The following is a 14,298-nucleotide window of genomic DNA, read 5'->3' as shown; positions in this document are numbered from 1 at the left end:
ACAGGCTAGGGTTCGGACGAAGGCAAGTAAGCGACCTGCCTTCATCTCCGGTCAAATAGACAATTTTAAATATTGGGCGCACCAACCTGCCGCAGACTGAAAAGATCTTTGTATACAAGATTTGAAATATTGATCTGTTATGGATACGATGGTAGCAGAAAATTATTGGCCCTGTCAAGGGATTAATCCAGGCAATCACAATTCCACATCTACAAATTGCATTTAAATCTATTTTTAACAGTTATTTCATCTCTCAAACAGCCACATTGCGGCCAATTCTCATTGACAGGCGGCAAACTTTATTGTATTTTTGTATACAAAAGCACAGAAATTATTGTCGTGGCAAGGAAATAAACAAAGGTACATAGTATGAAGAGACAGCTCCGTCCTTTTGAAGGACAAAAGGCTCCGGGATATAGAGAGGCCGCCTATCACGCCATCAAAGAAGCCATACTCTCAGGTGATTTCGGCTATGGGCAGGCCCTCATCGAAGAAGAAATTGCGACAAGGCTGCAAATGAGCCGCACCCCCATTCGCGAAGCGCTGGCAATTCTCCAGCACGAAGGCCTTATCGCGCCGCGCAATGGTCGAGGGTTTCATGTACGCGAGATGACAAACGAGGAGTTCATTGCGCTCTTTGTCGCCAATGAAGTTGTTGAGCCTTATCTGGTTCGTCGGGCGGCCCTGCTGGCCAGCGCGGCACAACTCGGCGCTATGGAAGATGCCATCACCTTTGGCAAGCAATGCGCCTCCAGCAATGATGTTCCTGGCATTCTGCGCTCTGGAAGAGATTTTCATCGCGCCGTTGGCATGGCCGCAGATAATCAGCCGCTCATGGATTTTGTCGTCAACAACGAGGAGCGTACAGACCTCTATCTGCTCAGCTATGTGTCAATTCTGGATACAACGCGGATGGGTCTCTCGAACCAGGAACACGAAGCAATTTTCCAAGCGATTAAACAACGCGATCCAGAAGCGGCGGCGCGCCTGGTGGCCTATCATTCGCAATCAGTGCGGGACCGTTTTTCTCCATTCTTCAATGCCAAGGAGTTTCAGAAAGTGGCAGCCGTGCGCGCAGATGAGTAGAGCAACAGACGAAAAAGAGTAGCATTCACTAGAGAAAGGCGAGATGATGACAACAAAAATCAGCATCATTGGGGCTGGCAGTAGCGTATTTTCGCTCAATATTATCCGTGATATCTGCCTGACGCCTAACCTGCAAGGGAGCAGCATCTGTTTTATGGATATCGATCAGGAACGCCTGGATGCTAGCTATCAACTCTGTGTGCGCTACGCCAGGGAAGTTGGCAGCACCTTGCAGCTTGAAAAAACCACTGATCGTCGCCAGGCTCTACAGGGTGCAAACTTTGTCATTAATACGGCGCTTGTTGGAGGTCATGACTCCTTGCGCGCTGGCTGGGAGATAGCCCGCAAACAGGGATATCGCTTTGGCGGCAGCCTGCATATTATGCATGATGAACCATTCTGGACAAATTTTTACCAGTTACAACTCTTTGAAGAGCTTATCAAGGATATCCTTAGCATATGCCCGGATGCCTGGTACGTGCAATCAGCCAATCCCGTGATGGGCGGCATAACGTATCTGGCTCGCAAATATCCGCAGGCAAAGATTGTTGGCCTGTGCCATGGCTACGCAGAGATCTATAAGCTCGCCAGCGTCCTGGGCCTGGAGCGTGAACACCTGACCTTCGAGATACCGGGAGTCAATCACTTCATCTGGCTAACTCGGGCTTACCACAAGGGCCAGGATATTTTTCCGCTCCTTGACACATGGATCGAAACAGAGGCAGAGCAGTACTGGGCGAAAAACACTGATGGCAGCCTCAGTCCCAAGCAAGTAGACCTCTATAAGCGCTTTGGGGCATTTCCCATTGGGGATACTGGCACGGTTGGCGGCGGTTCATGGGGATGGTGGTATCATGCCGACAGGGCAACCGAGCAGCGCTGGCGGGAGGACCCGGAGCAATGGTGGCGTAACTACTTTGCGCACACCGAGCAAGGAGTGGCCAGGATTAAACGCATCGGCGAAGATACGCAGGTAAAAGTCACCGAGCACTATCCGCCAAATCTCTCGCAAGAGAGTATCATTCCCTTGATCGAGTCTCTTGCCTGCGATGTAGCTCGCGTCATGATCGTCAATGTGCAGAACAAAGGTGGTTACGTCCCCGGTATCCCGCACGATTTTGCCGCAGAGATCCCAGCCCTGGTTAGCAAGCGCGGTATTGAAGGTATCCAGACGCATGGCTTGCCGGCTGGACCGCTGGCCTATGCTCTACGTGATTGCGTAGCGCCCTGGAATCTTGAGCTGGAAGCCTACAGCCAGGGCAGCAAACAACTGCTGCTCGATTTGATCATGATGGACCCCTGGACGCGCTCAGAGGAGCAAGCAGAAGCCTTACTGGCGGAAATTCTGGCGCTGCCAGGTCACGGCAAAATGCGCGAGTATTATCAGTAGAGTGCAGACAAAAGATTTTGAGGAAGGATAACACGGCATGAGCAGTACCGCAGCACGCTCGCAAGCGATCATTGAGCTTGCCCAACGTTCTATACCCGGCGGCGTCAGTAGCGCGAATCGTCTTGTAGAGCCGAATCTTGTCTTTACCTGCGCGCAAGGGGCTTATATTTTTGATGCCGAAGGGAAACGCTATATCGACTATCACGCAGCCTTTGGCCCTCCGCTGTTGGGACACTGCAATCAAGAGGTCAATCAACGCGTTATAGAAACCCTTAGCCAGATAGACGTCGTTGGCGTTGGCTCCAACGAGCTAGAGGCGCAGCTGGCCGCCAAATTGTGTCAACACATCCCGTGCGCCGAAAAGGTCCTCTTCTGTAATTCAGGTTCGGAGGCAACCTATGCAGCCTTGCGCTTAGCGCGCGCCGTGACGGGTCGACGCAAGATCATCAAATTTCAGGGCTGCTACCATGGCTGGCACGATGCTATTTTAATGAACGTAATCAGCCCAGCCGAGAAGCTCGGTCAGAAAGATCCTCTCTCGGCGGGTATGCTGCCAGAAGCTGTGGAGAATACGCTGGTCTTGCCTTTCAACGACCTTGAAGCCGTACGCCAGACCTTAGAGCAGCAGGGACAGGAGATCGCCGCGATCATCCTTGAGCTCATTCCACATAACATCGGCTGCGTTTTGCCGCAGCCAGCATTTGTGAAGGGATTGCGCGATCTCACGCGCCAATACGGGTCCGTGCTCATCTTTGATGAAGTAGTAACTGGCTTCCGGCATGGGCTTGGCGGTTATCAAAAGGTGCTTGGCATCACCCCCGATTTAACCACAATGGCAAAAGCTATTGCTAATGGCTATCCTCTGGCCATGCTGGCCGGGCGAGCCGACTTGCTTGATCACTGTAAACCGGGTGGGGATGTCTTCTTTGCCGGGACATTTAACGCCCATCCAGTCGGGGTAGCGGCAGCCCTTGCCACGCTTGAGATCCTCGAACGCTCTGAAAGTTATGCCCATATCTTCGGCCTGGGTGCTCGCATGCGTCAGGGATTGTGTGATATCATCCAGAAGTATAGTCTCAAAGCCACCGTGGCTGGCTTTGGCTCGATCTTTCTCGTGTATTTCATGGAGCCGCCCATTGAGAGCTACGCCGATTTGTTACGCAATGATGCCACAAAGTTTGTTGCGTACCGCCGCAAAATGATTGCGCGTGGCATCTATGAGTTACCAGTCAACCTTAAACGCAACCATATCAGCCTGGCGCACACCAGCGCTGATATCGCTGAAACACTTGAGGTAGCCGAGGCAGTTTTGCGAGAGCTTTAGGTGCAGAGTTGAAGCACTTCTTAGCAGGCTTCCTGGCTGAATCCACAGCGATTCAGCCGTCTTCATGTAAAGGTTGATTGAACTACTTGCTAGAGGAAGGATATCTTATGCGCGGTCTTAAAGGAAAAAGTGTTTTGATCACGGGCGGAAGCAGGGGCATCGGACAGGCCACAGCCCAGCGTTTTCTTGAAGAAGGCTCGCAGGTGTTTATTTGCGGGCTGGAGCGGGAAGAGGTTGAGCAAACTGTAGAGAAGCTGGCAAAGCTTGGAAAGATTCAAGGCATCGCTTGCGATGTCAGCGTTGAAGATCAGGTGTTAGACCTCGTAGCACAAGCGGAACACGCGCTAGGCGGGATCGATATTTTAATCGATAATGCGGGCATTGCCTGGGAAGAACCCTTTCTGGAAATTACCGCCGAACATTGGGACAAGATTATTGCCGTCAATCTGCGCGGAATGTTCCTGGTTGCGCGCGAGGTTGCCAGGCGTATGGTGGCTCGTGGGAAAGGCGGCGCAATTGTCCTGATGTCTTCAAAAAACGGGCTTGCCGGCGAGGTGAAATATGCTCATTACAATGCTTCTAAAGGCGCTGTCGTGATGCTGATGAAAACGATGGCGCTGGAACTTGGTCCGCACAACATTCGCGTGAACGCGCTTTGCCCCGGCTATATCCTGACCCCTCTTGCTGAGTCTATCGACTCGCCTGAATTTATTGCGGCTTACGTAAATAACATCCCTCTGGGGAGGCTCGGTCGCCCCGCTGAGGTAGCCGCCGCCTATGCCTTCCTGGCCTCAGATGATGCCTCGTTTATGCATGGGACGGAGCTATTGCTCGATGGCGGACAATTGTCGCAGTAACAGCTTTTTCCAGGCCGGCGGCCCATCTATTTTGGTTATCGCATTTACCAATGTATTTTCACAAGGAGTGTTTTTGTATGGCTTTACCTCGCCCAGAATATCCGCGTCCCCAATTTGAGCGCTCTCGCTGGCTTTGTCTGAATGGCGAATGGCAATTCGAGATCGACGCTGGCGATAGCGGTCTCGAACGTGGACTGCTCCAGCGGGAGCTACAGGACCGAATTATGGTCCCATTCTGTCCCGAATCGGAGCTTTCGGGCATCGGCAACACTGATTTTATGCCCGCCGTCTGGTATCGACGCAGGGTGACTATTCCAGCTGAATGGAGTGGACAGCGTGTGCAATTGCATTTTCAGGCAGTTGATTACGACGCCACGGTCTGGGTCAACGGACAGGAGTTAGGCCGCCATCGCGGCGGTTTTACCCCATTCAGTGTGGAACTACCCGGCGGTTTGGCCGGTAGCGAGGTAACTATCGTTGTTCGGGCGCGCGACGACGCTCGTCCAGCGCAGGCGCGTGGCAAGCAGTCACAGCGCTACGACAATTACTCCTGTTTCTATACGCGCACAACCGGCATCTGGCAAACCGTCTGGCTGGAGCCAGTTCCAGAGGTCGCACTTCGTCGCCCACGCATCACCCCCGACGTTGCCAATGGCATGTTCCATCTGGTCCAGCCACTCGACGGACGGCGTGCGGGCCTGGTAGTGCAGGCAACACTGCGCGATAGTGAGGGGACTGTCTGCGTTGCCCGCTGTTCCACGGACCATGATCTCTCACCCCAGCTTGACCTGCCCATTCCAGCTGAGCGGCGCCAACTCTGGTCACCCCAGAACCCGCACCTCTACGATCTTGATATTCAATTGCTGGATGGGGAAACGCTGATTGATCAGGCCAGCAGCTATGCCGGTCTGCGTAGCGTCGCTATCAATGGCAAAGCGATTACCATTAATGGCGAGACGATCTTCCAGCGCCTTGTGCTCGACCAGGGTTACTATCCCGATGGCATTATGACCGCCCCAAGCGATGAGGCCTTGCGCCACGATATCGAGCTGAGCATTGCCGCAGGCTTCAACGGTGCGCGCCTGCACCAGAAGGTCTTCGAAGAGCGCTTCCTCTATCACGCCGATCGCATAGGCTATCTTGTCTGGGGCGAGTTTCCCGATTGGGGCAGTGGTGGCTATGGACCAGTAACTGATCACCAACAGCCTGGAGTGAGCTACGTTGCCCAATGGTTGGAGGCTATCGAGCGCGATTACTCGCATCCTTCCATCATTGGCTGGTGCGCGCTCAACGAAACCTGGCAGGTTCTCACCGATAAGATAACCGCCCTTGACGATGCAACGCGCGCCATGTTCCTGGCTATCAAACTATTCGATCCCACGCGTCCCGTACTGGATGCCTCCGGCTATAGCCATCGTGTGCCAGAAAGCGATGTTTATGATAGCCATGACTACGAGCAAGATCCGGCCCTCTTTACTGACCATTACGCGCAGCTGGAGGATGGCAAGCCATACATCAATGATCACGATGGCAAGCCTATTTCCATCGCTTACCGGGGACAGCCCTTCTTCGTCAGCGAATTTGGCGGCATCTGGTGGAGCGCTGAGCGCGAGCCTGGCGATACCAGTTGGGGCTATGGCGTCGCAGTGCGCTCGCTAGAGGAGTTCTATCAGCGCTTTGAAGGGCTATGCAAGGCCCTGCTGGACCATCCTGCTATGTTTGGCTACTGTTATACACAGCTGACGGATGTCTATCAGGAGCAGAATGGCATTTATGCTTTCGACCGCTCTTCCAAGTTTGACCTGGAACGTCTGCGTGCGGTCCAGACACGCCAGGCGGCTATTGAAAAATAGAGCCCTGGCAAACAAAAGCGATAGATCTGTTATAAGGTAAACAGATCTATCGGCTCGCTCCACCCTCCCTGACAATCTATGAGAAAAATAGCCCCGCTCAGCGGAATGGAAAGGCAAGGGCTGAACTGGCGCAAGTCTGGGCAGCTTCTCCCAAGACGGCATCACGCTTCAAGGGAGTCAATTCTTCACGGCCTGAGACTTGCGTACCAGTTTCTGAAACTGGGCTGGCGGCTCTGCCCCCAAATGGCCTCATGGATTTCGTTCTGCAGCTTCAGTTACCCACAGATAACAGGTAAAATTCATAAAGCTCTTCCTTTTATAAGCTACTCGTTCTTATGCTCCTGGCCAATTTATTCTTTTTAGTTATCTTTTTAATATATATTGTCTATTGGAATAATATAAACAAATCTATTACAATGCATAATAGAAGAGCAGGTGGTATATGCTTCTAAAAGGCTTACGATTTCATCGGGAGTATCCTCGTAGCATTCACACGAGCTGGTAAACCCCTCCCCCTGTTATTTCGTCCTATGCTTAATATGCTTGATGCATGCTGTATTCCACGGAGCATTGCCATCTAGCCAGAAACCCTCTTAACATATCCCGGTGTCTATGTTTGCCAGGACATGAGCAGGCTACAGCTATGCTGGCCTTACCAGAAGCATCAACCTGCTTGTATGTGACGGCAAGCACATTAGTCGTTTGCCCGAGGCAAAAGAAAGGCGCAACTCATGGGTTAAACTACTACTTTACAGGCAGTCAAAAGAGCCAGAGGAACAAAGATGTTTCTTCGGGCCATGAAACTCTATAGTGCGTCAGTTATGTTCTTGAGCCATTGCAGACTCACGATTTTCAGGAGGTTTATGGCATCATGGCAGATACCAGATTACAAACTGCTGAACCTGTTGAAGCGGAATCTGATCGTCATTTACGCAAGGCACTCACATTTCAAGAGCTGTTTTTTCTCTGTATGGGCGGAATCATTGGCTCTGGTTGGTTGCTTGCCACGATCAAAGCGAGCCATTATGCCGGCCCAGCCGTGATTTTATCCTGGATTATCGGTGGTATTCTCATTCTTTTTGTCGCCATGAACTACGCTGAGCTCTCAGGCATGCTCCCACGAACAGGCGCGATCGTCCGTTATCCGCACCTGACCCACGGAAGTTACGCAGGCTTTATCCTGGCCTGGAGCTACTTTCTCACTGCAGTAACGGTGCCGGTTATCGAAGCTGAAGCCGTTATCCCTTATGCCTCCAACTATATTCCTGGCATTGTTGCTCCCGGTGGAATACTCGTCGGTTGGGGTATTGTACTGGGTATTGCGCTAACTATCGTCTTCTTCCTGCTTAATTACTTCGGCATCAAGTTTCTGGGCAGATTTAATACAGTTATCACCTGGTGGAAATTTATCATCCCTACCCTTACCTTCTTGCTGTTGTTCTTCGCCTTTAAGGGGAAAAATTTCACTGCCTACGGTTTTGCCCCTCTGGGAACTTCCCCCATCTTTCTGGCGCTGGCCAATTCCGGCATCGTTTTTGCTTATCTAGGTTTCCGCCAAGCCCTCGATTATGGAGGCGAGGCACGTAATCCCCAAAAGGACGTACCGCGAGCAACGATTCTCTCAGTTATTGTCGCAACCATACTCTATACACTTCTTCAGATCACCTTTATTGGAGCGCTCAACTGGGGAAACGCGGGAGTCCAGGCCGGCAACTGGGCCAGCCTGCTAACCTCACCCTGGGCCAATGCGCCGCTCTACCACGCCTTAAATGCTTCGGGCATAGGCCTGCTGGGCGCCTTCTCAGTCTTACTCCTCATCGATGCCTGGATCTCGCCAGCCGGAACTGGAGCGGTCTACGCTGGCACGGCGGCCCGCACGATTTATGGCATCGCCGTTGACAACTACCTTCCGGCGATTTTCAAAAGGGTCAACGAGAAAACCGGCATTCCGGTTTTTGCCCTGATCGCCTCAACAATTATTGGCTGGCTTGTCCTGCTCCCAGTTCCTAGCTGGTACCAGCTCGTCGGTTTCATTACAGATGCCAACGTGCTCACGTATATTATGGGCGGGCTAGGCTTGATGGTCCTGCGCCGTACAGCCCCAGAACTCCATCGTCCCTATAAGCTGGGAGGAGCTCAAATACTGGCGCCCATTGGCTTCATTGCCGCAGCCATGGTTGTCTACTGGTCAGGCACTGCCACCCTCAACGGGGTAATCGCTGCAGTCTTTATCGGCCTTCCACTCTATGCCTGGTTCTATGCCGGGCCAAAGATGGGAGTTAATCCTATTGGATGTGCGATTGCCGGCATCCTCATGCTTGTTGCCGTCTTGCTGCTTGCTTACTTTGGCCCTTTTACAACGCACCAGCTCAGTTTCCTTTTAACCTGGGTTCTGTTCCTGGCCGCCTTCGTCCTCTTCTCTCTCTATATGTGGTTCGCCACAACGCCCGATAAAAGGCACGAAATCTGGCGCGCAGCCTGGTTTATCGCGCTAGTCATGGGGCTCTATCTCCTTGGCTACTTTACATCCTTTGGTCCCTCTAAAAATCCACCTATTCCCTTCCCACTTGATACGCTCATCGCCGTTGTCTTCTCCCTGATCATGTTCTACTGCGGCGTCTATTCCGGCTACAAAACACCGGAGATATCCGCCATTATTACAGCATACCAGCCTGAAGGGGTTCAGACCACTGTTGAGGACCCCGGAGGAACGGAAGGAACAGAGGATGCGGGCAGTACTGGACCTGCTCCCGCATAAAGAGCTGAACAGTCAATAACAAAGTAAGGGCTGGACGTCGTTGTGGGCGTCCAGTCTTTTTGTCAGGCTTATACTTGATAGTTATTGCATTGGCGGCATGCTCTCAGGATACTGAGGGCGTGGCTGCTCATATTCGCCAGACTTTTCGGTAGTGGGCCGATAATACGGCTGCTCCTGGCTCGGCTGCTGCGTTGGCCGATAATACGGCTGTTCCTGGTTCGGCTGCTGCGTTGGCTGATAGTAGGGCTGCTGCGGCTGATAACCCTCTCCATACGTCTGCGATGCCTGCTCCTGGCTCGACTGTTGCGTTGGCTGGTAGTAGGGCTGCTGCGTTGGCTGATAAAATGGCGTCTGCTGGCGTGAGGTGAAACGCTGCTGCCATTGGCTACCCGTGCTCAGCATAGAATTCCAGGCTGAGCTAGCGCTCCCCAACTTTATTGTACGCACAATAAAGACTATAGCCGCAATAAGAATCAAAACGCCTAATATCTGAAACACCAGATGGAACAGCACTGTGGATAACCAGAAAAGCAGGCCGATCCCGAATGGGAAAATTAGCGGAAACGCTATCGGCACAATATGCGGGAAAAATCGTATCCCACCACGATTCGGCTGATATCCATTCCACATGGGTGATTGCTCCTTTGTAACTGTAAAGCGCAACTTTGTTCGCTCACACGCATCTCGTTCTGTAAACAATACGTTGCATCGAAGGCAAGGTTGTAAAAATTCAGTACTTCGATATATCTTTTTTGGCGAGTCGAAAAGAATCTCCATCTCACAATGTTCTGCAGATAGATATGTTTAGGCGCGGCGTAAGCAGCCGCTACGCTCCACACAAAGATACCTATCATCTTTGCGTGTCCTTCAAACGTGTATAACCAGGAAATCTCTTTTGAGTAAGCCAAACGAAGCTACAAAGAAAAAGGAGGTCAGTATGGCAAAACTCTCCGAGAAAGATCGTGACAAGCTACCGGCCAGTGCCTTTGCCTTCCCACGCGAACGCAAAGAGCCACTCGTCGATGCACGTCATGTTCAGGAAGCGCTGGCTCGTTTTGACCAGGTTGAGGATGTATCGAATAAAGAACGCGATGAGGCCTGGAAGCGTATTCAGCAGGCAGCAAAAAAGTTCGATGTCCAGCTAGAGGAGCAGAACTGGCACGAGCTCTTTAAGCGCAACGGTCGACCTATTCCCAGGGATTAGTGTGCATGTGTCCATGAGCTTTGTCTGTATATGCCGTCTCGAAGCAACGGGCGGCATCTATTTACCAGGCAGTTATAGTGCTGATATAATAGATTGCAAGCTTAGAAAATCAGCTTGTACTCTGGTTTATCGCTTCTCCGAAAATCTGGCCTGGCAACAAATTCTGCGCTGACTTTGGTCTGCTTAGCTTATGGGGAAATAGCAAAGCCTATGTCCACATGTATTTATATAACTGCGCCTATTGTCAATCCCTTGCTCAAGCCATATGTTGAATGCATCTGGATGATGCGGGCACCATCAACGCCTCCAGATAAGGTTGAGCCATTGCCGGCCGATGGCCGTTGCGAAATTACGTTCATGCTGGCAGGCAAAGCTAAACGCCAGAGTAGGAAAGAACAGTCCACACAATACCAGACCCGGAGCTTCCTGCTGGGAGGGCGCAGTAGCGCCTATCGCGTCGCACAGGAAGGGCCAACGCACTATCTCAGTGTGCGGCTACGCCCTGGCGGACTTGCTGCCTTTCTGCCCTTGTCAGCATATGAGCTCACTGACTGTATGATCGATCTTCATCAGCTATGGGGAAATGAGATCTCCTTTCTCGAAGAGCAGCTAGCCGAGGCCAGATCTTTCGGGCAATGTGTAGAGTTGCTTAACGCCTGGCTTATCCAGCGCTGCGCGGTTTCGTCCTCACTCAAGCGTACGCTTGCCGCTCTACATCTAATTGAAGAGAGCAGAGGACAAATTAGCCTTCCCCAGCTTGCCGAACAAATGGACATAAGCATTAAACAGGTCGAGCGCATATTCCAGCGCACTATTGGCTTCATGCCTAAAACATATTTGCGCATAGTGCGCTTTCAACATACGCTCAGCACCATGCTTACAACTTCTGAAACGCTTCCTCTGGTACAGCTTGCCTACGAAGCTGGCTATAGCGATCAAGCTCATATGAGCAAAGATTTCCGAGCGCTAGCAGGCGCACCACCGCGCGCCTTTATGAAAATGGAGCATCTCATTGTCGATGGCTACACCACAGATCCGCGCTAAAGCAACCGGCAGCTCCAATGTCTAATTTTTACAAGACCCCGCTCGCGCTTTGTTGCTATACTCCTTTTCAGCCACAACCAAACTGCAAGGGAAAGGAAGGGATATGCTCAAACATATTGCGGTAATTTCGATCCCCGTTACTGACCAGGAGCGTGCTAAGCGCTTCTATGTTGACACGCTGGGTATGATCTGCGTTCGGGATAATACATGGGGTGAAGGCATGCGTTGGATTGAAGTAGCACCCGCCGGGGCCACCACAACGCTGACCTTAGTCACCTGGTTTCCTGAGCTGGTACCCGGCAAGTTCGTGGGCCTGGTGATCGACTCGGACGATTTAGAGGCAGAATATCAGCGGCTCCTGGCCCAGGGAGTGGAGTTCATTGAGGCGCCAAGCAGACAGGATGGAGGCATCTTTGCGCTGCTGCGTGACCCCGATGGTAATCGCATTACTCTTCACCAGTTCGGTTCGCTCTCAGCCAACTGATAAGAGAGACCATTGAGCGCCTGCCGCCACCTACCAACCGATAGGGGCGAGCAGGGCAGCCCAAAGGCTGGCAAGCCCAGCGCAGTGAACAGCATCGAGCAACTGTACATTAGGCTAATGTGCTAAGGGTTTGCCTCATGGCGTATCTATTTCCCGCCCGTGCAATCACGCCAGAGATCTACGCTAAGCACGCTTTACTGACGCTCATCATGTATATACAGGCCATATTAGCGATAGGGCAGGGCCTGCAGATTGAATAGCTCGGCATAGCGGCCATCAAGAGTCATCAGATCCTCGTGTGAACCTTGCTCGATAAGATGTCCGCGCTCAATTACCAGGATATGGTCGGCCTGCCGCACAGTTGAGAATCGATGCGAGATGAAAATTGCCGTACGATTGAGCGTAAGCTCGCGCATGCGCACAAACAGATCATACTCGGCCTTTGCATCAAGGGCCGCCGTAGGCTCATCTAGTATCAATAGTTGCGAATCGCGCATAAAGCCGCGCGCCAGGGCCACTTTTTGCCATTCTCCCCCTGAGAGCTGATGGCCCTCCTCAAACCAGCGCCCCAGCACGGTATCAAAGCCATGGGGCAATTTAGCAACGACCTCTGTAGCGCCGCTCTTTTCCGCCGCCTGCGTAGTCCGCACGCGATCCTCGATGAACTCCAGGCGCCCCACGCCAATATTCTCCTGCACATTCAACTGGTAATGCACAAAGTCCTGAAAGATGACCCCGATTTCCGAGCGCAGATCCTCGGGATCATACTCACGAATATCGTGCCCATTGACAAGGATTTGCCCCTCCTGCGGATCATAGAGCCGGGTGAGCAACTTGACAAGCGTCGTCTTCCCTGCGCCATTGCGCCCCACGATGGCAAGGGTCTCGCCGGCCTTGAGCTTAAAGCTTACATTGTTCAGGGCTGGCTCCTCTTTACCTTCATAACGGAACGTCACGTTGCGAAACTCGATGCCCTGGGTAAAGGGGCGTTCCAGTGGACGCGGCTGAGCTGGAACAGGAATTTCCTGCTTCATCTCCAGAACCTCGAAGAGAGTGCTTAAATACAAATTATTCTCATACATCGATGAAAGGCCACTTAGCACATTCTGAAAATTGCTCTGTACTGAGTTGGCCGCCTGCGTATAAAGGGTCAAGTCGCCAATCGAGATGTGAGCATATATCGCCTCCAGGGCGACGTAGAGAAAAGTGCCGCTGCTGGTAAGCGTAGTAAGCATCCCCCAGAAAAAACCGGCAAGGTAGCGGCGCGTTACCAGTTGCTGGCTCTCCTGCATAAAGCGCTGCGCCAGATCTTTGAAGCGCGCAACGAAAAAATCACCAAGGCTAAAAATCTTGATCTCTTTATGATAATCATCGATGGTAAGCAAATTTACCAGGTAATACATCATACGTCGCAAAGGCGATTGGCTACGCGCCAGCTTGAAACCCTTCCAGCCATAGCGCGCATCAGAGATAAAAGCCGGAACCGGCGCCAGTAGAGCCAGTACAGCCAGGAACCAGCGCAATTGTACCAGCAGAGCAACCATCGAGAAGAAGGTCCCCAGGCTACGAATCAGGCCAAAGGTGCTTGAGATCATATTCACCGGGCGATAAAGTGCCTCCCGCTGCACCTCATGAAGCTTATCGTAGGACTCGGATCGCTCAAAAAAGGCCATATCAAGCGTATTCGCATGCTGGATCAAAAGGTATTGTACATGGTTGGACGTTCTGTCCTGTAAGGCCTGCTGAAAGATGTTCATCAACGTACTCAAGAGGCTGCCACCCAGATTGAGGAGAAGCTGAACTATGGCCAGGATGATAATCGTACGAATAGCAAGCGCTATCTCGCTATGACGTACGATGGCGTGCTCTACAGTATCCAACAATAACTTATTGACATAAATTGTCGAAGCCGGCAGCAAAGCTTGTAGAATGGTCACAAGAGCCATACCGATGGTAAGTTTCGGGCTGGTTCCCCAGACCAGGCGGAATACCCGCGCACTGCCAACCACGGCTCCGTGCAGGTTGCGCCACCACTTCCGTATCTGCTCTTTGAGTGAATGTGCCTCATCTTCTCGTTCTTGTTTGAAAGGAGAAATATACATCTAGAGGTTTCCCCGCTGGCTAAACATACACAACAACGCGCTCAAAGCAGTCGGCAAGCTTTTCAGTTCAGGAGAGCTAGCATCTAACCATCCACCAGATATATGCATAATGCTCCAAAAATTGAGTGAACTTGCCATGTGTCCTCTATGCCTTAATTTTTAGGCAATGGAAATTTTACCACAGAGCAGCTTATAA

The 14,298-nt window shown here is 51.9% G+C and carries 11 protein-coding genes; 9 read left to right on the top strand and 2 right to left on the bottom strand.

The window, feature by feature from the left end:
• The first annotated feature begins 369 nt into the window (after positions 1 to 369).
• The 6 genes from EPA93_RS10805 to EPA93_RS10780 all read left to right on the top strand — a co-directional run bounded on the left by EPA93_RS10805 (position 370) and on the right by EPA93_RS10780 (position 9,268).
• On the top strand, positions 370 to 1,086 hold the full coding sequence (locus tag EPA93_RS10805) for a GntR family transcriptional regulator (protein ID WP_129887293.1): 717 nt from the start codon (positions 370 to 372) through the stop codon (positions 1,084 to 1,086).
• 43 nt (positions 1,087 to 1,129) lie between these two features.
• Positions 1,130 to 2,476, top strand: a complete 1,347-nt coding sequence (locus tag EPA93_RS10800; RefSeq protein WP_129887291.1) for a family 4 glycosyl hydrolase — start codon at positions 1,130 to 1,132, stop codon at positions 2,474 to 2,476.
• 37 nt (positions 2,477 to 2,513) lie between these two features.
• Positions 2,514 to 3,800 (top strand): aspartate aminotransferase family protein, encoded by a 1,287-nt coding sequence (locus EPA93_RS10795; protein WP_129887289.1) that lies wholly within the window; start codon positions 2,514 to 2,516, stop codon positions 3,798 to 3,800.
• Between the two features lie 107 nt (positions 3,801 to 3,907).
• Positions 3,908 to 4,657 carry an SDR family NAD(P)-dependent oxidoreductase gene (locus EPA93_RS10790; protein ID WP_129887287.1) on the top strand — a complete coding sequence of 250 codons (750 nt, stop codon included), beginning with the start codon at positions 3,908 to 3,910 and terminating at the stop codon, positions 4,655 to 4,657.
• A 77-nt stretch (positions 4,658 to 4,734) separates the two neighbouring features.
• Positions 4,735 to 6,510 (top strand): glycoside hydrolase family 2 protein, encoded by a 1,776-nt coding sequence (locus EPA93_RS10785; protein WP_129887285.1) that lies wholly within the window; start codon positions 4,735 to 4,737, stop codon positions 6,508 to 6,510.
• Positions 6,511 to 7,381: 871 nt separating this feature from the next.
• Positions 7,382 to 9,268, top strand: coding sequence for an APC family permease (locus tag EPA93_RS10780; RefSeq protein WP_129887283.1), 1,887 nt, complete (start codon positions 7,382 to 7,384; stop codon positions 9,266 to 9,268).
• Positions 9,269 to 9,349: 81 nt separating this feature from the next.
• Here EPA93_RS10780 and EPA93_RS10775 read toward each other — a convergent pair whose 3' ends face one another.
• Positions 9,350 to 9,898 carry a hypothetical protein gene (locus EPA93_RS10775; protein WP_129887281.1) on the bottom strand — a complete coding sequence of 183 codons (549 nt, stop codon included), beginning with the start codon at positions 9,896 to 9,898 and terminating at the stop codon, positions 9,350 to 9,352.
• A 307-nt stretch (positions 9,899 to 10,205) separates the two neighbouring features.
• On the opposite strand from EPA93_RS10775, the gene EPA93_RS10770 reads away from it, so the two are divergent.
• The 3 genes from EPA93_RS10770 to EPA93_RS10760 all read left to right on the top strand — a co-directional run bounded on the left by EPA93_RS10770 (position 10,206) and on the right by EPA93_RS10760 (position 12,000).
• The gene (locus tag EPA93_RS10770; protein WP_129887279.1) at positions 10,206 to 10,472 is read left to right on the top strand and encodes a DUF6582 domain-containing protein; all 267 of its coding nucleotides are present in this window, start codon (positions 10,206 to 10,208) and stop codon (positions 10,470 to 10,472) included.
• A gap of 210 nt (positions 10,473 to 10,682) precedes the next feature.
• Complete coding sequence (locus EPA93_RS10765) at positions 10,683 to 11,516, top strand: AraC family transcriptional regulator (protein WP_129887277.1); 834 nt, start codon at positions 10,683 to 10,685, stop codon at positions 11,514 to 11,516.
• Between the two features lie 103 nt (positions 11,517 to 11,619).
• Entirely contained in the window at positions 11,620 to 12,000 is a 381-nt protein-coding gene (locus EPA93_RS10760; protein WP_129887275.1) for a VOC family protein, read from the top strand.
• A gap of 227 nt (positions 12,001 to 12,227) precedes the next feature.
• Here EPA93_RS10760 and EPA93_RS10755 read toward each other — a convergent pair whose 3' ends face one another.
• Positions 12,228 to 14,102, bottom strand: coding sequence for an ABC transporter ATP-binding protein (locus EPA93_RS10755; protein ID WP_129887273.1), 1,875 nt, complete (start codon positions 14,100 to 14,102; stop codon positions 12,228 to 12,230).
• Positions 14,103 to 14,298: the final 196 nt, after the last annotated feature.

The sequence above is a fragment of the Ktedonosporobacter rubrisoli genome (assembly GCF_004208415.1).
Lineage (GTDB): Bacteria > Chloroflexota > Ktedonobacteria > Ktedonobacterales > Ktedonobacteraceae > Ktedonosporobacter > Ktedonosporobacter rubrisoli.
Note: the sequence above shows the minus strand (reverse complement) of the source record. Positions and strands in the feature narration are given on the sequence as shown.